The 22875-nt window shown below is 73.2% G+C and carries 23 protein-coding genes; 22 read left to right on the plus strand and 1 reads right to left on the minus strand.

Annotation, left to right across the window (positions count from 1 at the left end; genetic code table 11):
- The 21 genes from J1M41_RS00890 to J1M41_RS00990 form a co-directional block, all read left to right on the plus strand.
- Window positions 1-272, plus strand: a 272-nt coding sequence (locus J1M41_RS00890) for a rhodanese-like domain-containing protein (protein WP_206450954.1), incomplete at its 5' end; no start/stop codon positions are given.
- Between the two features lie 114 nt (window positions 273-386).
- Window positions 387-2057 carry an arginine--tRNA ligase gene (argS, locus tag J1M41_RS00895; RefSeq protein ID WP_206450955.1) on the plus strand — a complete coding sequence of 557 codons (1671 nt, stop codon included), beginning with the start codon at window positions 387-389 and terminating at the stop codon, window positions 2055-2057.
- Between the two features lie 8 nt (window positions 2058-2065).
- The gene (gene lysA / locus J1M41_RS00900; protein ID WP_241247534.1) at window positions 2066-3580 is read left to right on the plus strand and encodes a diaminopimelate decarboxylase; all 1515 of its coding nucleotides are present in this window, start codon (window positions 2066-2068) and stop codon (window positions 3578-3580) included.
- Window positions 3581-3750: 170 nt separating this feature from the next.
- On the plus strand, window positions 3751-5073 hold the full coding sequence (locus J1M41_RS00905) for a homoserine dehydrogenase (protein ID WP_206450956.1): 1323 nt from the start codon (window positions 3751-3753) through the stop codon (window positions 5071-5073).
- A 3-nt stretch (window positions 5074-5076) separates the two neighbouring features.
- Window positions 5077-6189, plus strand: coding sequence for a threonine synthase (thrC, locus tag J1M41_RS00910; RefSeq protein ID WP_036313078.1), 1113 nt, complete (start codon window positions 5077-5079; stop codon window positions 6187-6189).
- Window positions 6190-6192: 3 nt separating this feature from the next.
- The gene (gene thrB, locus J1M41_RS00915) at window positions 6193-7146 is read left to right on the plus strand and encodes a homoserine kinase (RefSeq protein ID WP_069942035.1); all 954 of its coding nucleotides are present in this window, start codon (window positions 6193-6195) and stop codon (window positions 7144-7146) included.
- Between the two features lie 319 nt (window positions 7147-7465).
- Window positions 7466-9547 carry a transcription termination factor Rho gene (rho, locus tag J1M41_RS00920; protein ID WP_206450957.1) on the plus strand — a complete coding sequence of 694 codons (2082 nt, stop codon included), beginning with the start codon at window positions 7466-7468 and terminating at the stop codon, window positions 9545-9547.
- A gap of 115 nt (window positions 9548-9662) precedes the next feature.
- On the plus strand, window positions 9663-10772 hold the full coding sequence (gene prfA, locus J1M41_RS00925; RefSeq protein WP_206450958.1) for a peptide chain release factor 1: 1110 nt from the start codon (window positions 9663-9665) through the stop codon (window positions 10770-10772).
- Complete coding sequence (gene prmC, locus J1M41_RS00930; RefSeq protein ID WP_206450959.1) at window positions 10769-11671, plus strand: peptide chain release factor N(5)-glutamine methyltransferase; 903 nt, start codon at window positions 10769-10771, stop codon at window positions 11669-11671. Before prfA ends, prmC begins: the two co-directional genes overlap by 4 nt.
- Window positions 11668-12402 carry an L-threonylcarbamoyladenylate synthase gene (locus J1M41_RS00935; RefSeq protein WP_206450960.1) on the plus strand — a complete coding sequence of 245 codons (735 nt, stop codon included), beginning with the start codon at window positions 11668-11670 and terminating at the stop codon, window positions 12400-12402. Before prmC ends, J1M41_RS00935 begins: the two co-directional genes overlap by 4 nt.
- Before the next feature lie 9 nt (window positions 12403-12411).
- A complete protein-coding gene (locus J1M41_RS00940) occupies window positions 12412-13551 on the plus strand; it encodes an MraY family glycosyltransferase (protein WP_069941872.1) in 1140 nt (379 codons plus the stop codon).
- Entirely contained in the window at window positions 13548-13982 is a 435-nt protein-coding gene (locus J1M41_RS00945; protein ID WP_036341344.1) for a hypothetical protein, read from the plus strand. The genes J1M41_RS00940 and J1M41_RS00945 overlap by 4 nt, the downstream gene beginning before the upstream one ends.
- Window positions 13983-14213: 231 nt before the next feature.
- Entirely contained in the window at window positions 14214-15014 is an 801-nt protein-coding gene (atpB, locus tag J1M41_RS00950; protein WP_036382182.1) for a F0F1 ATP synthase subunit A, read from the plus strand.
- A gap of 150 nt (window positions 15015-15164) precedes the next feature.
- Window positions 15165-15380, plus strand: coding sequence for an ATP synthase subunit C (locus tag J1M41_RS00955; protein ID WP_002857264.1), 216 nt, complete (start codon window positions 15165-15167; stop codon window positions 15378-15380).
- Window positions 15381-15464: 84 nt separating this feature from the next.
- The gene (locus tag J1M41_RS00960) at window positions 15465-16019 is read left to right on the plus strand and encodes a F0F1 ATP synthase subunit B (protein ID WP_002857262.1); all 555 of its coding nucleotides are present in this window, start codon (window positions 15465-15467) and stop codon (window positions 16017-16019) included.
- On the plus strand, window positions 16019-16831 hold the full coding sequence (locus J1M41_RS00965) for a F0F1 ATP synthase subunit delta (RefSeq protein WP_044659210.1): 813 nt from the start codon (window positions 16019-16021) through the stop codon (window positions 16829-16831). The genes J1M41_RS00960 and J1M41_RS00965 overlap by 1 nt, the downstream gene beginning before the upstream one ends.
- Before the next feature lie 90 nt (window positions 16832-16921).
- Window positions 16922-18556: a F0F1 ATP synthase subunit alpha gene (gene atpA, locus J1M41_RS00970; protein ID WP_206451021.1), complete on the plus strand. Its 1635-nt coding sequence runs from the start codon at window positions 16922-16924 to the stop codon at window positions 18554-18556.
- Between the two features lie 83 nt (window positions 18557-18639).
- Window positions 18640-19533: a F0F1 ATP synthase subunit gamma gene (locus J1M41_RS00975; RefSeq protein WP_206450961.1), complete on the plus strand. Its 894-nt coding sequence runs from the start codon at window positions 18640-18642 to the stop codon at window positions 19531-19533.
- 53 nt (window positions 19534-19586) lie between these two features.
- On the plus strand, window positions 19587-21044 hold the full coding sequence (gene atpD, locus J1M41_RS00980; protein ID WP_044659202.1) for a F0F1 ATP synthase subunit beta: 1458 nt from the start codon (window positions 19587-19589) through the stop codon (window positions 21042-21044).
- A 6-nt stretch (window positions 21045-21050) separates the two neighbouring features.
- Entirely contained in the window at window positions 21051-21326 is a 276-nt protein-coding gene (locus tag J1M41_RS00985) for a F0F1 ATP synthase subunit epsilon (protein WP_036313044.1), read from the plus strand.
- A 34-nt stretch (window positions 21327-21360) separates the two neighbouring features.
- Entirely contained in the window at window positions 21361-21750 is a 390-nt protein-coding gene (locus tag J1M41_RS00990; RefSeq protein ID WP_223247525.1) for a DUF2550 family protein, read from the plus strand.
- Window positions 21751-21764: 14 nt separating this feature from the next.
- On the opposite strand, the gene nucS is transcribed toward J1M41_RS00990, so the two are convergent.
- Window positions 21765-22460: an endonuclease NucS gene (nucS, locus tag J1M41_RS00995; RefSeq protein WP_036341329.1), complete on the minus strand. Its 696-nt coding sequence runs from the start codon at window positions 22458-22460 to the stop codon at window positions 21765-21767.
- A gap of 52 nt (window positions 22461-22512) precedes the next feature.
- Here nucS and J1M41_RS01000 point away from each other — a divergent pair, with 52 nt between their 5' ends.
- Window positions 22513-22872: a hypothetical protein gene (locus J1M41_RS01000; RefSeq protein WP_206450962.1), complete on the plus strand. Its 360-nt coding sequence runs from the start codon at window positions 22513-22515 to the stop codon at window positions 22870-22872.
- Window positions 22873-22875: the final 3 nt, after the last annotated feature.

Genomic DNA, 22875 nt, shown 5'->3' on the forward strand with positions numbered 1-22875 from the left:
CGTCCCTCACCCTGCTCGACGTCCGCGAGGACTGGGAGCGGCGCCTGCGCCGGGTCGAGGCCCCCGCGGCGGTGGCCGATCGGCACGTCCCGCTCGAGGCCGTCCTCGCGGAGCCGGCGGCCCTCGCGCCCGGGCAGGACCGCGTCCTGGTGGTCTACTGCGCCGCCGGAGCCCGGTCGGCCCGGGCGCGGGACGCCGTCGTCGGGGCCGACCCGGGCGCCGGCGGGCGCGTCCTGTCCCTCGCCGGCGGCCTCGCCGCCTGGCCCGCCTGACCCCCACCCCGACGAACCCTGCGAGATGGCCCCCACCGCGGGCCGGAGGGGGCCATCTCGCAGGGTTCGTTCGCACGCGCACGGGCGCGGCGGCCCTTCCGTAGACTTGCGCGGGTGAAGCCCGAAGACCTCTCCGCCCTGCTGTCCGCTGTCCTCACCGACGCCGTCGATGCCGGTGATCTCCCCGCCGCGCTGCGGGAGGAGATCACCCCCGCGCGCGTGAAGGTGGAGCGACCCCGCAGCCGCGAGCACGGCGACTGGGCCACCAACGTCGCCCTCCAGCTGGGCAAGAAGGCCGGGATGGCCCCGCGCGACCTCGCCGGGCTCGTGGCCGAGCGCCTGACCGACAAGCCGGGCATCGCCGCCGTCGACGTCGCCGGCCCCGGCTTCCTCAACGTCACCCTGGACGCGGCCTCGGCCGGTGCCCTGGCCCGCGAGATCGTCGAGGCCGGCCCGGAGTACGGCCGCAACGACGCCCTGGCCGGGCACACCGTGAACATGGAGTTCGTCTCCGCCAACCCCACCGGCCCGCTGCACATCGGCCACACCCGCTGGGCCGCGCTGGGCGACGCGATCGCCCGCCTGCTGCGCGCCTCGGGCGCGGACGTCACCGCCGAGTACTACGTCAACGACGCCGGCAACCAGATGAACGTGTTCGCCGACTCGGTCCTCGCCCGCCTGCACGGCCGTGACGTCCCCGCGGGCGGCTACCCGGGCGCGTACGTGCAGGAGCTGGCCGACGCCGTCGCCCTCGAGCACCCGGACGTGCGCGAGCTGACGGACGAGGCCGCCCGCCCGGTGGTCCGCGAGGCCGCGTACCGGCTCCAGATGCAGGACATCAAGGACACGCTCGCCGCCTTCGACGTGCACTTCGACGTGTTCACCTCGGAGCAGACGCTCCACGACTCCGGCGCGATCGACCAGGCCGTGCAGCGGCTGCGCGAGCAGGGCCACATCGAGGACCGCGAGGGCGCCGTGTGGCTCAAGACCACCGACTTCGGCGACGACAAGGACCGCGTGCTCATCCGCGCCAACGGCGAGCCCACCTACTTCGCCGCCGACGCCGCCTACTACCTCCACAAGCGCGACCGCGGCTTCGAGGAGAAGGTGTACCTGCTCGGCGCCGACCACCACGGCTACGTGAACCGCCTCAAGGCGATCGCCGCCGCCGCCGGCGACGACCCGGCGACGAACATCGAGATTCTCATCGGCCAGCTCATCTCGGTCAACGGCGCGAAGCTCTCCAAGCGCGCCGGCAACATCATCGAGCTCAAGGACCTCGTGGAGTGGCTCGGCCGCGACGCCCTGCGCTACGACCTGGCCCGCTACCCCGCGGACTCGCCCCTGACGATCGACCCCGATCTGCTGCGCTCCGCCACGAACGACAACCCCGTCTACTACGTGCAGTACGCCCACGCCCGCGCCTCGGGCGCGGCGCGCACCGCGCAGGCCCACGGCGTGGACCGCTCCGAGTTCGACGCCGCCCTGCTCACCCACGCCACCGAGTCGGAGCTGCTGGCTCAGCTGGCGGAGTTCCCGGCCGTCGTCGGCGCGGCGGCGCGCCTGCGCGAGCCGCACCGCGTGGCCCGCCACCTCGAGGTGATCGCCGGGGCCTACCACTCGTGGTACGCCGCCTGCCGGATCGTGCCCATGCCCACCGACGACGGGACGCCGCGTCCCGTGGAGACCCTCAACCGCACCCGCCTGTGGCTCAACGACGCCACCGCCCAGGTGCTGGCCAACGGTCTCGGCCTGCTCGGCGTGTCCGCCCCGGAGAAGATGTGAGCGCCCGGATGAGGACGCCGCAGCCCGCCCCCGCCTCCAGGGCCGTGCGCCTGTCTCTTATACACCTCTCCGAGCCCACGAGACGGAGCTACGCCTGGCTCCCCGCGCCGGGGGACCCGGACGCGCTCGTGCCCGGCCTGTGGGCCGCCGGCGTGGACCGCGCCGCCGACGGCGAGCTCACCGTCCAGGGCCTGCGCGCGAGCGCGCTCGCCGCGGAGTTCGGCACGCCGCTGCTCGTGGTGGACGAGGACGACTTCCGCGCCCGCGCCCGCGCGTTCCGCGAGGGCTTCGACGCCGCGTTCGCCGACCTGTGCGGGGGAGCGGACGTCTACTACGCCGGCAAGTCCATGCTCACCCTCTCCACCGCCCGCTGGGCGGCCGAGGAGGGCCTGCGCGTGGACACCGCCTCCGGCGGCGAGCTGGCGATCGCGCTGGCCGCCGGCGTCGACCCGGCCCACATCGGCCTGCACGGCAACAACAAGTCGGACGCCGAGCTGCGCACGGCCCTGGAGGCGGGCGTGGGTCGGATCATCGTGGACTCGCTCGACGAGCTCACCCACCTGGCCGCGCTCGCGGCCGAGGTCGGCCGCCGCGCCCCCGTGATGCTCCGGCTGACCCCGGGCGTGCACGCGCACACCCACGACTTCATCGCCACCGCGCACGAGGACCAGAAGTTCGGGCTCTCCCTGGCCCCGGCCTCCACCGACCGGGACGGCAATGTGGCCGGCCGCTCGCCGGCCGCCGTCGCCGTGGCCGCGGCCCTGGCGGCCGAGTCGATCGAGCTGCTGGGCGTGCACTGCCACATCGGGTCCCAGATCTTCGAGGCCGAGGGCTTCGGGCTGGCGGCCGGACGCGTGCTCGAGTTCCTCGCCGAGGTCAAGGCCGAGCACGGGGTGGAGCTGGCCGAGCTCGACCTCGGGGGCGGCCACGGCATCGCCTACACGGCCGTGGACGAGCCGCGCCCGGCCGCGGAGATCGCCGACGCCCTCGCCGACGACGTCCAGAAGACCGTCGAGCGCCTCGGCCTGAGGTGCCCGCGGGTCTCGCTCGAGCCGGGGCGGGCCATCTCAGGCCCCGCGGGCCTGACCCTCTACACGGTCGGGGTGACCAAGACCGTGGACGTGGACGCCCCCGACGGCGGCACGGCGGCCCGCCGCTACGTCGCCGTGGACGGCGGCATGTCCGACAACCCGCGTCCCGTCCTCTACGACGCCGACTACACCGCCGTCTCCGCGCGCCGCACCTCGGAGGCCGAGCCGGTGCTCTCCCGTGTGGTGGGCAAGCACTGCGAGTCCGGCGACATCCTCGTCCGCGACGTGTACCTGCCGGCCGACCTGGGCCGCGGCGACCTGCTGGCCGTGCCGGCCACGGGCGCGTACACGCACGTGATGTCCTCGAACTACAACGCGCTGGCCCGCCCGGCCGTCGTCGCGGTCTCCGGCGGGCAGGCGCGGGTGATCATCCGTCGCGAGACGCAGGAGGATCTGTTCGCCCGCGAGGCCGATCCGCGCCTCGCCCGCTGAGGACGCGGGCGCGGCGCACCCGGCCGCCGGCCTCGAGCCCGGGTGGGTCCGTCCCGCTCTGCGGACACCGAGTGTCGCGCGGTGGGACGGGCCGGGGCGCCGCGCTAGATTCGAGGCCAGCCGGGCCGCGCGGTCGCGCGGGCCCGACCCACCCTGGATCACGGAGGACCATGCCCCAGCACACCGACGCCCCCACCGCACTCAAGGTCGCCCTGCTGGGCGGCGGGACCGTGGGGTCCCAGACCGCCCGGATCCTCACCGAGGACGCCGACATCCTGCGGGACCGCGTGGGCGCCGACCTCGAGCTCACGGGCATCGCGGTGCGGGACACGGGCGCGACGCGCGACTGGCAGGCGGACCCGGCGCTCTACACGACCGACGCCGAGGCGCTCGTGGACGGCGCGGACGTCGTCATCGAGCTGATGGGCGGCATCGAGCCGGCCCGCACCCTGATCCTGCGCGCCCTGGCCGCCGGCACGTCCGTGGTGACGGGCAACAAGGCGCTGCTGGCCCAGCACGGCGAGGAGCTGTACGCCGCGGCCGCCGCCACCGGCGCGCAGCTCAGCTTCGAGGCCGCCGTCGCCGGCGCCATCCCGATCCTGCGCCCGCTGCGCGACTCCCTGGGCGGCGACCGCGTCACCCGCGTGATGGGCATCGCCAACGGCACCACCAACTTCATCCTCGACCGGATGGACTCCGAGGGGGCGGACTTCGACGACGCCCTCGCCGAGGCCCAGCGGCTCGGCTACGCCGAGGCCGACCCGACCGCCGACGTCGAGGGCCACGACGCCGCCGCGAAGGCCGCGATCCTGGCGACCATCGCGTTCGGGGCGCCGTACACACTGGACCAGGTGGCCGTCGCGGGCATCACCGCGATCACGGCCGAGGACAACGCCGCCGCCGCGGAGGCGGGCTACGTCATCAAGCTGCTGGCGATCGTCGAGCGCGGCCGCGCCGCCGACGGCGCCGAGGGCGCGGTCCTGCGCGTGCACCCCACCCTGCTGCCGCGGGAGCACCCGCTGGCCTCCGTGCGCGGGGCGTTCAACGCCGTCTTCGTGGAGGCCGACAACGCCGGCGAGCTCATGTTCTACGGTCCCGGCGCCGGCGGCGCCCCCACCGCCTCCGCGGTGATGGGCGACGTCGTCTCGATCGCCCAGCGCATCGTGCGCGGCGGCCCGGCGCGCCTGCGCACCCCCGTCACCGCCCTGCCCGCCCTGGACCCGGCCGAGGCCCACACCTCCTTCATGGTCGTGCTGCGCGCGGCGGACCAGCCCGGTGTGCTGCGCCGTGTCGCCGGGGTGTTCGAGGAGCACGGCGTCTCCATCGAGACGCTGCGCCAGGTCCCATCTGAGCGCGAGGACGCCCCCGGCGCGTCCCTGCGGCTGATCACCCACCGTGCGCGGCAGCGCGACCTCGACGCCACCGTCGGGGCGCTCGCCGCCCTGGACGTCGTCCACGAGGTCGCGTCCGTCCTCCGAGTCGAAGGGAACTGACCCATGGCCCACCAGTGGCGCGGCGTCGTCCGCGAGTACGCCGACCGCCTGCCCGTCACCGAGGACACGCGCGTGATCACCCTCGGCGAGGGCGGCACCCCGCTCATCCACGCCCCCCACCTCTCCGAGCTGGTGCAGGGCACCGTGCACGTGAAGTTCGAGGGCATGAACCCGACCGGCTCCTTCAAGGACCGCGGCATGACCATGGCGATCACCGCGGCCGTCGCGGACGGTGCGAAGGCCGTCGTCTGCGCGTCCACCGGCAACACGTCCGCCTCGGCGGCGGCCTACGCCGCGCAGGCCGGGATCACGTGCGCCGTGCTCGTGCCCGAGGGGAAGATCTCGATGGGCAAGATGTCCCAGGCCGTGGCCCACGGCGCGGAGATCCTCCAGGTGCAGGGCAACTTCGACGACTGCCTCGAGGTGGCCCGCAAGCTGGCCGAGAACTACCCCGTGTTCCTCGTGAACTCCGTCAACCCGGCCCGCATCGAGGGGCAGAAGACCGGCGCGTTCGAGGTCGTGGACACCCTCGGCGACGCCCCGGACTACCACCTGCTGCCCGTGGGCAACGCGGGCAACATCACCGCGTACTGGAAGGGCTACCGCGAGTACGCCGCCCCCTACGTGAACCCGCACGAGGGCGCCTCGGACGCCGAGCTGCCCGCGGTGGCCACGAAGACTCCCGTGATGTGGGGCTTCCAGGCCGCGGGCGCCGCCCCGATCGTCCAGGGCCACCCCGTGACCGACCCGGACACGATCGCCACCGCCATCCGGATCGGCAACCCGGCCTCGTGGGAGCAGGCCGAGGCCGCCCGCGACGAGTCCGGCGGGATGATCGACTCCGTCACGGACGAGGAGATCCTCGAGGCCCATCGCTGGCTCTCCGCGAAGGAGGGCGTGTTCGTCGAGCCCGCCTCCGCCGCCGGCGTCGCCGGGCTGCTCAAGCACCACGCCGCCGGGAACGTGCCGGCCGGCAAGAGCTGGGTCATCACCGTCACCGGCCACGGCCTCAAGGACCCGCAGTGGGCCCTGCGCGGCGCCGACGGCGCCGACGTGACCCCGCGCTCGGTGCCGTTCGACGTGGTCACCGTCGCCCAGGCCCTCGGCCTGAGCTGAGCCATGGCCGCACCGCAGCCGCTGGCGCCCGGGACCGCCGCGTCCGTCTCCGTCCCCGCCACCTCCGCCAACCTCGGCCCCGGCTTCGACTCGATGGGCCTGGCCCTGGAGCTGCGCGACGAGGTGACGCTCACGGTCGTGGCGGGCCCCGACGTCGCGGAGGTCGTGGGGGAGGGGGAGGCCACCCTGCCGCGGGACGGCGCGCACCTGATCCTGCGCCTGGCGCACGAGCACCTGCGGGACCGCGGGTTCACCGCGCCGGGGCTGCACCTGCGCGCCGTGAACCGGATCCCGCACGCCCGCGGGCTCGGCTCGTCCGCGGCCGCCGTCGTCGCGGCCTACGCCGCGGCCGAGGCCCTGCTGCCGGCCGCGCTGCGCCGGGCGCCCGCGGACCTGCTCGAGGCGGCCACCCGCTTCGAGGGGCACCCGGACAACGTCGCCCCCGCGCTCGTGGGCGGGGCCACCGTCTCCTGGACCCGTGACGACGTCCCCGGCCCGGCCACGGCGCGGCTGCGGCTGCACGAGCGCGTGGTGCCGGTGGTCGCGATCCCGGACACCGAGCTGTCCACCCACGTCGCCCGGGGCGTGCTGCCCGCCGAGGTGCCCCACGCCGTGGCGGCGGCCCAGGCCGGCCGTGCCGCGCTGCTCGTCCACGCGCTGGCGGAGGACCCCGCGCTGCTGCCGGCCGCCACACGGGACTGGCTGCACCAGGAGCCGCGCGCCGTGACCATGCCGGCCAGCGCCGCACTGGTCGCGGGGCTGCGCGAGCGCGGCCACGCCGCCGTCGTCTCCGGCGCGGGTCCCACGGTGCTCGCGCTGTGCGACGGCGTCCAGGCGGCCGAGCACGCCGCGGAGGCGGCGCGTGCTCTGACGGCGGACGGGGCGGCCGCCTGGCGCGTGCTGGTGCCGTGCGTGGCCGTGGACGGTGTTAGGGTGGAATCACTCCACCACGGCTGACCCCACCGCCTCGCGCGGCCCGGGTCTCCGGTGCCCGGGCCTGCGACGGCCGGACGCACCGTGCGCCGTCGGCCGGAACCCCGCCGCGATCCATCCCGTGCTGCGCACGGCCGAATGCGGGACCCCCTCCGGCTCGGTCGAGTCCGGACGCCTCCGCCCCGTCACGCAGCGACTGCGCACGATCAGGGGAGGCGCCACTGCTGAGTTCACACCATGAAACCCGGTTTTCTGGGGCGCCGCTGCGCGGCCCGACCGGATGCACACCGCAGCCCGACGCGCCACGCGCCGCCGGGCCGCATTCGAGGGAGAAGGAACCTTCGTGACCGAATCCACGGAACAGACCACGCCGACGAACGGCGGTGGCCTGGCCTCGCTCAAGCTCGCCCAGCTCCAGGCCCTGGCCTCCCAGCTCGGCATCGCCGGCGGCTCGCGCATGCGCAAGGCCGACCTGGTGACCGCGATCTCCGACCACCAGCGCGGCGGCTCCGTGGCGGACCGCGACGCCGCCGAGCGCGCGGCCCAGGCCCCCGCGGCCCCCGCCGCCGAGGCCGTCCCGGCGGCCGCGTCCTCTCAGGACGCCGCCCCGGCCGCCGAGCGCCCGGCCCGCCGCCGCTCGCGCCGCGCCGACGCCGACACCTCCGCTCCGGCCGCCGTCGCCCAGGACGGGCAGCCCCAGGCCGAGGCCCGCGAGGCCCAGACCGAGCAGGGCCCCCGGGAGACCGCCTCGGACCAGGATCGGTCCGGGGGGTCCGAGACCCGCGACGAGGGCGAGGACCGCCCGCAGTCCGAGCGCCGTTCCCGCGGCCGCCGCCGCGCCGGCGACGACGACGCCCAGCAGGGTCAGGACCGTCGCTCCGACGGCGCCCAGGGCGAGGACGGCGCCGACGCGGACCGCCGCGGCGACCGGGAGGACCGTGACGACAACGGGCGCGAGAACGGCCGCGGCCGCAACGGCCGCAACGGGCGGGACCGCGACAACGGCCGCGACCGCGAGAACGGCCGCGAGAACAATCGGGACCGTGAGAACGGCCGCGACGGCTCCCGCGAGCAGCGCGGCGACAAGTCCGAGGACGGCGGCCGGGGCGACGGCGGACGCGGGGACCGCAGCCGCCGCGACGACCGCGACGACGAGGGCGGCCGCAACCGTCGCAACCGCCGCAACCGCAACGAGCGCGGCCGCAACCGCCGTGGCCGCGGCGGCCCCGAGGTCGACGAGACCGAGCTGACCGAGGACGACGTCCTGCAGCCCGCGGCCGGCATCCTCGACGTGCTGGACAACTACGCGTTCGTCCGCACCTCCGGCTACCTGCCGGGCCCGAACGACGTCTACGTCTCCCTGGCCATGGTGAAGAAGTACGGTCTGCGCAAGGGCGACGCCGTCGTCGGCGCGATCCGCGCCCCGCGCGACGGTGAGAAGCAGCAGCACCACGGCGGCGGCTCCAACCGTCAGAAGTTCAACGCCCTGGTGAAGATCTCCTCGGTCAACGGTCAGCCCGCCGTCGAGCACCCGCAGCGCGTGGAGTTCGGCAAGCTCGTGCCGCTGTACCCGCAGGAGCGCCTGCGCCTGGAGACCGATCCCAAGCTGATCGGCCCCCGCGTGATCGATCTGGTCAGCCCCATCGGCAAGGGCCAGCGCGGCCTCATCGTCTCCCCGCCCAAGGCCGGCAAGACGATGATCCTGCAGTCGATCGCCAACGCGATCAAGACGAACAACCCCGAGGTCCACCTCATGATGGTGCTCGTCGACGAGCGCCCCGAGGAGGTCACCGACATGCAGCGGTCGGTGGACGGCGAGGTCATCGCCTCCACGTTCGACCGCCCGGCGGACGATCACACCACCCTCGCCGAGCTGGCCATCGAGCGCGCCAAGCGCCTCGTGGAGATGGGCCGCGACGTCGTCGTGCTGCTCGACTCCATGACCCGCCTGGGCCGCGCCTACAACCTGGCCGCCCCGGCCTCGGGCCGCATCCTCTCCGGCGGTGTGGACTCCTCGGCGCTGTACCCGCCGAAGAAGTTCTTCGGCGCCGCCCGCAACATCGAGAACGGCGGCTCGCTGACCATCCTGGCCACAGCGCTGGTCGAGACCGGCTCGCGCATGGACGAGGTGATCTTCGAGGAGTTCAAGGGCACCGGCAACATGGAGCTGCGCCTGTCCCGCCACCTCGCGGAGCGCCGCATCTTCCCGGCGGTGGACGTCAACGCGTCCGGCACCCGCCGCGAGGAGGCCCTGCTCTCGCAGGAGGAGGTCAAGATCATGTGGAAGCTGCGCCGGGTGCTCTCCGGCCTCGAGCAGCAGCAGGCCCTCGACCTGCTCACCAACAAGATCAAGGACACCGCGTCCAACGCCGAGTTCCTCATGCTGGTCTCCAAGACCACGCTGGGGTCCAAGGGCGACGACTGACCGTCCCGTCGCACGGCCCCGTCCCGCCCGGGGGAGCTCGTCTCCGCCGGACGGGGCGGGGCCGTCCGCGTCGGACAGCCCGGCCCCCTGAGGCCGGAGGAGGAGAGGCACGCACGTGTTCGATTCGGAGCAGCGGCGCGAGGCCGTGGATCGGCTCCTGGCGGAGCATCGCGAGCTGACGGCGCGCCTGTCCGACCCGGCGGTGCACCAGGACCCGGCGCTCGCCCGGCGGCTGAACCGGCGGTTCGCCGAGCTCGGCGCCGTGGTGACGGCCCACCGCGCCTGGTCGGCGGCCGCGGAGGAGCTGGCCGACGCGCGGGAGCTGGCCGCGGCCGGCGACGACGACGCGGCGGCCTTCGCGGCCGAGGTGCCCGGTCTGGAGGCGGTCGAGGCGGAGGCCGCCGAACGGCTGCGCCGGCTGCTGATCCCGCGCGACCCCGACGACGCCCGCGACGTGATCCTCGAGATCAAGGGCGGCGAGGGCGGCGAGGAGGCGGCCCTGTTCGCCGGCGACCTGCTGCGCATGTACCTGCGCTACGCCGAGTCCCGGGGCTGGAAGACGGAGATCCTCTCCGCCACGCACTCCGACCTGGGCGGCTACAAGGACGTCCACGTGGCGGTGCGGGGGAGCGCGGCCGACCCGGCCGACGGCGTCTACGCCCGGCTCAAGTTCGAGGGCGGCGTGCACCGCGTGCAGCGCGTGCCCGTCACCGAGTCCCAGGGCCGCATCCACACCTCCGCCGCCGGCGTGCTCGTGCTGCCCGAGGTGGACGCCCCGGACGAGGTCCACCTCGATCCGAACGACCTCAAAGTGGACGTCTTCCGCTCCTCCGGGCCGGGCGGCCAGTCCGTCAACACGACCGACTCCGCGGTGCGTCTGACGCATCTGCCCACGGGGATCGTCGTCTCCATGCAGAACGAGAAGTCCCAGATCCAGAACCGCGAGGCCGCGCTGCGCGTGCTGCGGTCGCGGCTGCTCGAGCGGCAGCGGGCGGAGCAGGACGCCGAGAACTCCGCGGCGCGCGCCGCGCAGGTGCGCACCATGGACCGCTCGGAACGCATCCGCACCTACAACTTCCCGGAGAACCGGATCGCGGACCACCGCACCGGCTACAAGGCGCACAACCTCGACGCGGTCCTCGACGGCGACCTCGAGGCCGTGATCGCCTCCTGCCTCGCCCTCGACGAGGAGCGGCGGCTCGCCGCGCTGGGCGGGGACGCGTGAGCGCACCGGCCTGGTCCGCGCTGCTGCGCGACGCCGCCGCCCGCCTGACCGCGGTGGGCATCGACTCGCCGCGTGTGGACGCCGAGCTGCTGCTGGCCCACGTGCTCGGCCTCGACCGCGGCGCGCTGCTGGCCCGGGTGTTCGCCGGGGCCGTGGCCGAGCCCGCGCAGGCGGCGGCCTTCGAGGCGCTCGTCGGGCGCCGCGCCGCCCGCGAGCCCGTCCAGCACCTGACCGGCGTCGCGCACTTCCACGGGCTCGACCTGGCGGTCGGCCCAGGCGTCTTCATCCCGCGGCCGGAGACCGAGCTGCTCGTGGAGACCGTCGTGGCCGACCTGGCCGCGCGGCCCGCGGCGGGCGCCGTGGTGGACCTGTGCACCGGCTCCGGCGCGATCGCCGCGGCCGTCGCGGCGTGGGGCGAGGCGCGGGGCCGCCCGCTCGCCGTCACCGCCGTCGAGCTCGACCCGGCGGCGGCCGACTGGGCCCGGCGGAACCTCGCCCCGCGCGGGGTCGACCTGCGACAAGCCGATGCCCTTGTCGCGTGCCCCGACCTCGAAGGCCGCGTGGACGTCGTCGTGAGCAACCCGCCCTACGTGCCCGAGGCCGAGGTGCCCGTCCAACCGGAGGCGCGACTGGACCCGGCGCGGGCGCTCTACGGCGGGGACGCGCCCGGGCTGCGGATCCCGCGGGCCATCGCGCACCGGGCGGCGGGCCTGCTCGCCCCGGGCGGCCTGTTCGCCATGGAGCACCACGAGACGCAGGGCCCGGCCCTCCTGGCCGCCCTCGGCGCGGACCGGCGGTTCACGGGCGAACGAGTCCACCAGGACCTCACCGGGCGAGATCGGTTCTTGACGGCGCGCCGGTCCTGCGAAGCCGCGGCGGGCGCGGAGGTGGAAGAATGACCCACGTGAGTGACTTCATCGACGTCTCGGATCCGGCCGCCCTCGAGGATGCCGTGGCCCGCGCCCGCGAGGTCCTCGCGGACCGCGGCTGCGTGGTCCTGCCCACGGACACCGTCTACGGCATCGGGGCGGACGCGTTCTCCCCCCTGGCCGTGGCCGTGCTGCTGGCTGCCAAGGGCCGTGGCCGCACCATGCCGCCGCCCGTGCTCATCGCGGACCGCCGCGTCATGGCGGGCCTCGCGTACGACGTGCCGGAGGAGGCCGAGGCCCTCGCCGAGCGCTTCTGGCCCGGCGCCCTCACGCTCATCCTCAAGTCCCAGCCCACGCTGACCTGGGACCTCGGCGAGACCCGCGGCACCGTCGCCCTGCGCGTGCCCGACGACGCGGTGGCCCGCGAGCTGCTCTACGCCGTCGGCCCCATGGCCGTCTCCAGCGCGAACCGCACCGGCATGGACGCCGCCACCACCGCCGACGCCGCCCGCTCGATGCTGGGGGAGTCCGTGGCCCTCTACCTCGACGCCGGCCCCCGCGAGAGCCGGGATCCCTCGACGATCGTGGACTGCACCGTCACCCCGTTCCGCGTGGCCCGGCAGGGCTCCGTGCCCCTGGAGGAGCTGCGCGCGGTGGTGCCGGACCTGCTCGCCGAGGGCGAGGAGCCGCCGGTCGCCGCCGAGCGGATCGCGGCCGCCGAGGACACCGCTGCGGCGCGCCCCGCCGACCCGGAGGCCTGACCGGCCCCCATGCGCGCGTATCTCGTCCTGGTCATGGTCACGGCCGTCGCCTGCGGGGCCCTGACGCCCCTCATGCGCCGGCTGGGGCTGCGCGCGCGCGTGTTCACCCCGCTGCGCCAGCGGGACGTGCACCGGCACCCCGTGCCGAAGCTGGGCGGCGTGGCCATGGCCGCGGCCGTGCTGGTGGGATTCGCCGTCGGGGGCATCGTGCCGTTCCTCCAGGGGATCTACGCGGACGACGCCGCGATGCGCGGGCTCCTGGTCGCCGTCGCCGTCGTGCTCGTCGTGGGCATCGCCGACGACATGTGGGACCTGCGCTGGTGGGTGAAGATGGCCGGCCAGGTGCTGGCCGGACTCGCGGTGGCCCTGGGCGGGATCCGCATCGAGGCGATGCCGGTGGGCTGGATCCCGGTGGGGAACGAGACCACGCAGGTCATCCTCACGGTGTTCGCCGTGGTGCTGACGATGAACGCGATCAACTTCGTGGACGGCCTGGACGGCCTGGCGGCGGGCGTCGCGCTGATCGGCGGCTCGGCCTTCTTCGTCTACTCGTATCTGCTGACGCGGACCATCAACCAGTTCGACTACGCCAACCTCGCCACCCTGCTCATGGCCCTGCTCGTCGGCGCGTGCGTGGGCTTCCTGCCGTGGAACCTGGCCCCGGCCCGCATCTTCATGGGCGAGGTGGGGGCCATGCTCATCGGCCTGCTGATGGCCGCGGCCGCGGTCGCCGTGACCGCCGACGTCAACGCCCTGGACGGGATGCGCTTCCGCAACGTCCCCGCCTACATGCCGATCCTGCTGCCCGTCGCCGTCCTCGCCCTGCCGCTCGCGGACCTCGCCCTGGCCGTGCTGCGACGGACGGCCAAGGGCACCAGCCCCTTCTCGGCGGACCGCGGGCACCTGCACCACAAGCTCGTGGACGGCGGCTACACCCAGGCGCAGGCCGTCGCGCTGCTCTGGCTCTGGGCGTTCCTCGTGGCATGGGGTGCGGTGTCCCTGAACTTCGTGGACCCCATGATCGTCCTGCCCGTGCTCGCCGTGGCCCTGGCCGGAGCCGGCTACCTCACCCTGCATCCGATCGTGGAGCGCCGTCGCGCGGTCCGGAACGACGCCGCGGCCCACCCGGACGAGCGGGGGGACGCGTGACCGGGGCGGGAGGTCGCCGACGCCGGCGCCGCTGGGAGAACCGCCGTGGCTGGTGGGGGATCCTCGGGTGGTCCCTGGCCGCGGCGGGGGCTGCCCTGGCGATCACGTGCGCCGCGTGGCTGCTCTCCGCCGGCGGGGAGGCGGCCGGGAGCGCCCTGCTGGGCGGCGGCGCGGTGCTTGCGCTCTCGGCGCTCACCGGGGCGACGACGGCACTCGTGTGGGACCGGGCGCGCGAGGCGGCGCTGCCGGTCAGCGTGGGGCTGTTCGTGCTCAAGATCGCGGTGTTCGCGGTGCTGCTGGGGGTCCTGCCCCGCCCCGGCTGGGTCCGGGCGGACGCGGCGGCGATCGCCGCCCTCGTGACGATCCTCGTCTGGCAGGCCGCGGAGGTCCTCGTCTTCGCGCGGACCCGCCGCGGGATCTACGCCGACTGACCCGCCCGAGGGGCGAAGACACCGAGCCGGGGGCCATGTCGTGGGCCCCGTCTGCGGTACGGAGCACGGGTCACCGTTTGGTATCGTTGGCGGCGAACACTTCGACGGCGCCCACCTGCCGCCATCCGTGTCTCGCATCGCACCGGTACCCCCGCAATGTCGCGGCGCCCGCCTGTGGTCCGGGGACGAGGCTGCGGTCCCGTCGACTGCATCACTTCGGAGAGGAACCGCGTGCTGACCCTCGTGCTGGCCAACGCATCATTCGTGCCCCCCACCATCTCTGATGGTCACCTCCCGGAGATCTTCCCCTGGGGTGCGGAGTACGGCACCGGCTTCGGCAAGCAGATGCTGCTCGTCCTGCTCTCCGTGGTGCTCATCACCGCCTTCTTCGCGTGGGCCATGCGCCGTCCCCGGCTCGTGCCCGGCAAGGCCCAGTGGCTCGCCGAGTCCGGCTACTCCTTCGTCCGGAACGACATCGCGAAGGACATCCTGGGCGAGAAGAACTTCAAGCAGTGGGTCCCGCTGCTCTTCTCCATCTTCTTCTTCGTGCTGCTGAACAACCTGTTCGGCGCCATCCCGGTGCTGCAGCTGCCGACCTTCTCCCACGCGGGCGCCGCCTACGGCCTGGCCCTCATCGTCTACGCGATCTGGATCGGCGTCGGCATCAAGCGCCACGGCGTGCGCTACCTGAAGCTGGCCGTCGTGCCCTCGGGTGTGCCCGGCTGGATCCTGCCGCTGCTCGTGCCGCTGGAGATCATCTCCAACTTCATCGTGCGCCCGCTGACCCACTCCCTGCGTCTGATGGCCACCATGCTCTCCGGCCACATGATCGTGATGCTCGCCGGCGCCGGCGCCGCCTACCTGATCACGCAGACCGGCAGCCTGGCCCTGCAGGGCACCGGCATCCTGGTCATCCTCGGCTCGGTGGCCCTGTACTTCCTCGAGCTGCTGATCATGTACCTGCAGGCCTTCGTCTTCACGCTGCTGACCGCGATCTACATCCAGGGCGCGATCGACGCGAACGACCACTGATCTTCCGGGGCCGCCTCGGGCACGACCCAGGCGGCTGCGGTACGGCGGGAGAGCCCGCCACCAGTCTTCCCGGCCCTCCGCAGGAGGACCACCCGGGAGGCCGACCCTCCACAACCCGGCCGGACACCTCGGCCTCGTGAAAGGAACACCATGGAACTGCACGGTTCGCTCAACATGATCGGCTACGGCCTCGCCGCCATCGGCTCCGCCATCGGCGTGGGCCTGATCTTCGCCGCCTACATCAACGGCGTCGCCCGTCAGCCGGAGGCCCAGCGCATCCTGCAGCCGATCGCCCTCCTGGGCTTCGCGCTCGCCGAGGCCCTCGCCATCCTGGGCCTCGTCTTCGCCTTCGTCATCGGCGCCTGACGCGCCGCGTCCACGGAGCGCCCGCACGGTGAGACCGTCGGTGCTCCCTCTCCACAGGACTCTTGACCGAAGGATGGTTGAAACATGATCAGCAACGGACTGATCCTCGCGGCGGCTGAGGGGGCCAACCCCCTGATCCCCAACCCGTGGGAGATCCTCGTCGTCGTGGTGGGCTTCGCCCTGCTCATGTTCATCGTCATCAAGTTCATCGTCCCGACCCTCGAGAAGTCCTACCAGGACCGTGTCGAGGCGATCGAAGGCGGTCTGGCCAAGGCTGAGAAGGCCCAGGCCGAGGCGAACGCGATGATGGCGGACTACGAGTCGCAGCTGGCGGACGCCCGCACCGAGGCGAACCGCATCCGCGAGGATGCCCGCACCGAGGCCGCCGAGATCGTGGCCGAGGCGCGCGAGCGCGCGACCGCCGAGGCGACGCGCATCTCCGAGCAGGCGCAGGCGCAGATCGCCGCCGAGCGTCAGCAGGCCGCCGCGCAGCTCAAGGGCGAGGTCGGCTCGCTGGCCACGACCCTGGCCGGCAAGATCGTGGGCGAGTCCCTCGAGGACGACGCCCGCTCGCAGCGCGTGGTCGACCGCTTCCTGGCTGACCTGGACCGTCACCAGAGCGCAGGTGTCGCCGAATGATGACGGGCGCATCGAGGGACTCCCTGGCCGCCTCCCTGGAGGCCGTCGGTCCGGTGCTGGACGAGGGCGGCGTGGCCCTGGCACGCGAGCTGTTCGGCGCGCTGGACGTGGTGGACGAGCACGGCGCCCTGCGCCGCGCCCTGACCGACCCCGCCTGGACCACCGAGCGCCGTCACGGCCTCGTCGACTCGCTGTTCGGCGCCCGGGTGACCCCCGGTGCACTGCAGGTCCTCAAGGACCTGGCCGGCCGCCGCTGGTCGGCGGAGCGCGATCTCGGGGACGCCCTCGAGACGGTGGCCGCGCACGCGGCCGCCGCGGAGGCCGCACGCGGCGGACACGCGGGCCTGGCCGCCCTCTCGGGCGAGCTGCTGGCCTTCAACCGCACGGTGGAGGACTCGCACGAGGTGCAGCGGGCGCTCACCGATCAGCACGCACCCCTCGAGGCACGGGCCGCTCTGGCCGGTCGTCTCCTGGGCGAGTCGGCCAGCCCGGCCGGCCGACTGCTGGTCGAGCGCGCCGTCTCGGCCCCGCGCGGCCTGAAGCCGTCGGCCGCGGTCCGCAAGGCCGCGGACGTCGTCGCCGAGCGGCAGCGCCAGTGGATCGCCGAGGTGACCGTGGCCCGGCCGCTCGAGGCCGAGCAGCAGGAGCGGCTGGCCCTGGGCCTGCGCCGCGCCTTCGGCCGCGATCTCGTCATGGACGTGACGGTGGACCCCCACGTGGTGGGCGGCATCCGCGTCCAGGTCGGCGACGACGTCGTCGACGGGTCCATGGCCTCGCGCCTCCACGACCTCCAGCGGCGGATGGCCGGCTGACGCCGGCTCCCGCCCGCATCCGGAACACCCACGAACGTAAGCATCATCGTCACGTCGATGATCACCAAGCACAGAGAGCAGGGACTGCAGATGGCCGAATTGACCATCAACGCTGACGATGTCCGCAATGCCTTGAACGATTTCGCGGCATCGTACGAACCGTCGGGCACCGATCGCACCGAGGTCGGCCGTGTCATCTCCGCGGCGGACGGCATCGCTCGTGTGGAGGGTCTGCCCTCCGTCATGGCGAACGAGCTGCTGCGCTTCGAGAACGGCATCCAGGGCCTGGCCCAGAACCTCGACACCCGCGAGATCGGTGTCGTCGTCCTCGGCGAGTTCCAGGAGATCCGCGAGGGCATGGAGGTGCAGCGCACCGGCGAGATCCTCTCCGTCCCGGTGGGCGACGCCTTCCTGGGCCGTGTGGTGGACCCGCTGGGCCAGCCCATCGACGACCTGGGCCCGATCGAGGCCGAGGGCCGCCGTGCCCTCGAGCTGCAGGCGCCGACCGTGACCGAGCGCAAGTCGGTCCACGAGCCGCTGCAGACCGGCATGAAGGCCATCGACGCCATGATCCCGATCGGCCGTGGCCAGCGTCAGCTGATCATCGGTGACCGCCAGACCGGCAAGACCGCGATCGCCGTCGACACGATCCTCAACCAGAAGGCCAACTGGGAGTCGGGCGACGTCGAGAAGCAGGTCCGCTGCGTCTACGTGGCCGTGGGCCAGAAGGCCTCCACCATCGCCGGCGTCCGCGCCACGCTGGAGGAGCACGGCGCTCTGGAGTACACCACCATCGTGGCCTCCCCGGCGTCCGACCCGGCCGGCTTCAAGTACCTCGCCCCCTACGCCGGCTCGGCCATCGGCCAGCACTGGATGTACGGCGGCAAGCACGTGCTGATCATCTTCGACGACCTGTCGAAGCAGGCCGAGGCCTACCGCGCCGTCTCCCTGCTGCTGCGCCGCCCGCCGGGCCGCGAGGCCTACCCGGGTGACGTCTTCTACCTGCACTCCCGGCTCCTCGAGCGCTGCGCCAAGCTCTCGGACGAGATGGGCGCGGGCTCGATGACCGGCCTGCCGATCATCGAGACCAAGGCGAACGACGTGTCGGCCTACATCCCGACCAACGTCATCTCCATCACCGACGGCCAGATCTTACTGCAGTCGGACCTGTTCAACGCCAACCAGCGTCCCGCCGTGGACGTGGGCATCTCGGTGTCCCGCGTGGGCGGCGCCGCCCAGGTCAAGGCCATGAAGAAGGTCTCCGGCACGCTGAAGCTGGACCTGGCGCAGTACCGCGACCAGCAGGCGTTCTCCATGTTCGCCTCCGACCTGGACCCGGCCACCCGCCGCCAGCTCGCCCGCGGTGAGCGCCTCATGGAGCTGCTCAAGCAGCCGCAGTACTCGCCCTACCCGGTCGAGGAGCAGGTCGTGTCCATCTGGGCCGGCTCCAAGGGCCACCTCGACGAGGTGCCGGTGCAGGACGTGCTGCGCTTCGAGCGCGAGTTCATCGACCACCTGCGTCGCCACACCTCCGTCCTGACCGACATCGCCTCCACCGGCAAGCTCGAGGACGGCACCGTGTCCGCGCTCGAGTCGGCCGTCGCCGAGTTCTCCAAGGGCTTCCAGTCCTCCGAGGACGGCGGCGTGCAGGCCGGCCACGAGGAGCACCGCGCGATCGAGCAGGACCAGGTCGCGCAGGAGCAGATCACCAAGCAGAAGCGCTGACCGCCGGTCGGTGAGGGAGCGGTCCGGCGTCGGACCCCACGGGGACGACGCCGGGCCGCCCTCCCGCCAGGGAAAGGACCACCATGGGAGCCCAGATCCGGGTCTACCGTCAGAAGATCGCGTCGACGTCGTCGATGAAGAAGATCTTCAAGGCGATGGAGCTGATCGCCACGTCTCGCATCACCAAGGCACGTGAGCGCGTCAGCGCGTCGCTGCCCTACGCGAACGCGATCACCCGCGCCGTCTCGGCCGTGTCGAGCCAGCACGACATCGATCATGTCCTCACCACGGAGCCCGAGAACCCGACCCGGGCGGCCGTGCTCATCATGTCCTCGGACCGCGGCCTCGCCGGCGCGTACTCCGCGAACGTGCTGCGCAAGGCCGAGCAGCTCCTCACCCGCCTCGGCGAGGAGGGCAAGGACGTGGACGTGTACGTCGTCGGCCGCAAGGCGCAGACGTACTTCGACTTCCGCGGCCGCGGCTACAAGAAGCTGTGGACCGGTCAGACGGACGCCCCCGTCGCCGAGCGCGCCGCCGAGATCGGCGAGGTGCTCGTGGATGCGTTCCTCACGGACACGGCGGACGGCGGCGTGGACGAGATCCACGTCGTGTTCACCGAGTTCGTCTCGCTCGTGAAGCAGAACCCCCACGTGGTGCGCCTGCTGCCCCTCGAGGTCGTCGAGGAGGAGGCCGCCACCGCCGAGCACGTGCTGCCGCTCTACGAGTACGAGCCGGACGCGGAGGAGGTCCTCGACGCGCTGCTGCCCAAGTACATCGAGTCGCGCATCTTCAACGCGATGCTGCAGTCGGCGGCCTCGGAGCTCGCCAACCGTCAGCGCGCCATGAAGTCGGCGGGCGACAACGCCACGAGCCTCATCAAGGACTACACCCTCCTGATGAACAACGCCCGTCAGGCCGAGATCACCCAGGAGCTCACCGAGCTCATCGCGGGCGCGGACGCGCTCAACAACTCCTGAGCCCGTTCGGGACTCACCAGACTCGCCATCCACACACGATAGAAGTGAGAGAGATGACTGCCACCATCACTGACCAGGGCACCGGGACCCCCACCGGCGGTGCCACCGGACGCGTGTCCCGCGTCATCGGCCCCGTGATCGACGCCGAGTTCCCGGCCAACGCGATGCCGGAGATCTACAACGCGCTGACCACCGAGATCGACCTCAACGGCCAGCGCCGCACGGTCACCTTCGAGGTCGCCCAGCACCTCGGCGACAACATGGTCCGCGCCATCTCCCTGCAGTCCACCGACGGCCTGGTGCGCGGCACCGACGTCGTGGACACCGGTGCCCCCATCTCGGTGCCGGTCGGCGACGCCGTGAAGGGCCACATCTTCAACGTGCTCGGCGAGACCCTGGACATGCCCGCCTCGCAGCTGCAGGCCGAGGACCGCTGGCCGATCCACCGCCCGGCCCCGAACTTCGCGTCCCTCGAGGGCTCCACCGAGATGCTGGAGACCGGCATCAAGGTCATCGACCTGCTGACCCCCTACATCAAGGGCGGCAAGATCGGCCTGTTCGGCGGCGCCGGCGTGGGCAAGACCGTGCTCATCCAGGAGATGATCACCCGTGTGGCCCGCAACTTCGGCGGCACCTCCGTGTTCGCCGGCGTCGGCGAGCGCACCCGTGAGGGCAACGACCTCTGGGTCGAGATGGACGAGGCGGACGTCCTGAAGGACACCGCCCTCGTGTTCGGCCAGATGGACGAGCCGCCGGGCACGCGTCTGCGTGTGGCCCTGTCCGCGCTGACCATGGCGGAGTACTTCCGCGATGTGCAGAACCAGGACGTGCTGCTGTTCATCGACAACATCTTCCGCTTCTCGCAGGCCGGTTCCGAGGTCTCCACGCTGCTGGGCCGCATGCCCTCCGCCGTGGGCTACCAGCCGAACCTGGCGGACGAGATGGGTGTGCTCCAGGAGCGCATCACCTCGACCCGCGGCCACTCCATCACCTCGATGCAGGCCGTGTACGTCCCCGCGGACGACTACACCGACCCGGCCCCGGCCAACGTGTTCGCGCACCTGGACGCGACCACCAACCTGACCCGTGACCTCGCGTCCCGTGGCCTGTACCCGGCCGTGGACCCGCTGGCCTCGACCTCGCGCATCCTCGACCCGCAGTACGTGGGCCAGGACCACTACGACGTGGCCATCCGCGTGAAGCAGATCCTGCAGAAGAACAAGGAGCTGCAGGACATCATCGCGATCCTCGGCGTGGACGAGCTCTCCGAGGAGGACAAGATCACCGTGGGCCGCGCCCGCAAGATCGAGCAGTTCCTCTCGCAGAACACCTACACCGCCAAGCAGTTCACCGGCGTCGAGGGCTCCACCGTGCCGGTCAAGGACACCGTCGAGGGCTTCAAGGCCATCGCCGACGGCGACCTGGACCACGTCGCGGAGCAGGCCTTCTACAACGTGGGCGGCCTGGACGACGTCGAGCGCGAGTGGGCCAAGATCCAGGCCGAGGGCTGATCGATCATGGCTGAGCTCAACGTCGAGATCGTCTCCGAGGAGAGGTCCATCTGGTCGGGCGCCGCGTCGGCCGTGTCGGCGCGCACCGTCAACGGTGAGATCGGCATCCTCCCGGGCCACACCCCGATGCTCGCCGTCCTCGGCGACGGCGAGGTCGTGGTGCGGACCACGGACGGCGGCACCGTCACCGCGCAGGCCCGCGGCGGCTTCTTCTCCGTGGACCACGACCGTGTCGTGATCGCCGCGACGTCCGCCCGGCTGGGCGACGCCGCGGCGGCCTGACGCGGCGCGGCAGGACCTGACGGTGGAGGGCCCGGTGCTCATCGCCTCGGCGACCGTGGTGGCAGTCATCGTGCTGTCGGCACTCGCCCTGGTGATGCGGCGCCGGGCCCTCGCCCGTGTCACGGCCGCCTTCCCTGCGGTCCTGGAGCGGGAGGGCCCGGGGCGTGAGCGTGTGATCGGCGTGTACGACGAGTCCCGCCTGCGCCTCACCGGGGGCTGGCGCCTCTCGCGAGAGCGCTGGAGCGCGGACCGGAGCCGCCTGCAGATCGACCGCCTCCCGGCGGACGAGGCCGGCCGGGCCGTCCTGGAGCTGAGCGCCGGCGCACGTCCGGTGCGCGTCGTCGTCGACCCCGACGACGCCGGCGCCCTGCGCGCCTGGAGCGAGGCGGGGCCGTCCGCGGCGTCGTCCTTCTGGCGTCGCTGAGCCCGCCCGGCGCCTCAGAACAGGCGGGACTCGGCGTCGTCCACGCCGCGCATCGCGTCGTAGTCGAGGGTGACGCAGCGGATGCCGCGGTCCTCGGCGAGGGTGCGGGCCTGGGGCTTGATCTGCTGGGCCGCGAACACGCCGCGCACGGGCGCCAGGAGCGGGTCCCGGTTCATCAGCTCGAGGTAGCGGGTGAGCTGCTCGACCCCGTCGATGTCCCCGCGGCGCTTGAGCTCGACCGCCACGGTGCCGCCGTCGGCGTCGCGCGCCAGGATGTCGACGGGGCCGATCGCCGTCATGTACTCGCGGCGCACGAGGGTGTGGCCGTCGCCGAGCAGGCTGATCTGCTCGGCCAGCAGACGCTGCAGATCCGCCTCCACGCCGTCCTTGACGAGGCCGGGGTCCACGCCGAGCTCGTGGGAGTCGTCCGCCACGACCTCCTCGATGAGCACGATGAGCCGGTCGTCGGACTTCTTGGCCTGCACGCGCCAGACCTGCGTCACTCCCTGGTCGGCCTGGTCGGGGGATGGCTCCTCCACGTGCAGGGTCGCGGGCGGCGACATCCAGTTGAGGGGCTTGTAGGAGCCGCCGTCGGAGTGCACCAGCACCGAGCCGTCCGCCTTCACCATGAGCAGGCGGGTGGCGGTGGGCAGATGGGCGTTCAGGCGGCCCTCATAGGTCACGGAGCAGCGGGCAATGACGAGTCGCACCGGTCCATCCTAGGCGGACCGTGCCCACCCGCTCGTGTGTCAGCATGGGGACATGCCCCGTTCGAACCGCCCCCGCCGCTCGTCCGCGCCTCGGCGGAGCGAGCGCGGGGCCTCCGGCGTCTCCCGGCGGTCCCGGCCGTCGCCGGGGCGGTCCGACCCGCTCGAGGAGCTCCTCGGCCTGGACGCGGGCTACTCGCGCCAGTCCGGGTCCGACGGCGGCTGGCACGTCCGGCAGATCCCCGCGTGGCGCGCGGTGAAGGACTACATGTGCCCCGGCTGCGGCCGGGTGATCCGGCAGGGCCAGGCGCACCTCGTGGCCTGGCGCGCCGACTGGATCATGGGGGACGAGGACGCGGGAGCGGACCGGCGGCACTGGCACCCGGTGTGCTGGCGCACCCGCCCGAGCCGCTGACCG

Origin of the sequence: Micrococcus sp. KRD096 (assembly GCF_017168495.1) — a bacterium.
Classification (GTDB): domain Bacteria; phylum Actinomycetota; class Actinomycetes; order Actinomycetales; family Micrococcaceae; genus Micrococcus; species Micrococcus luteus.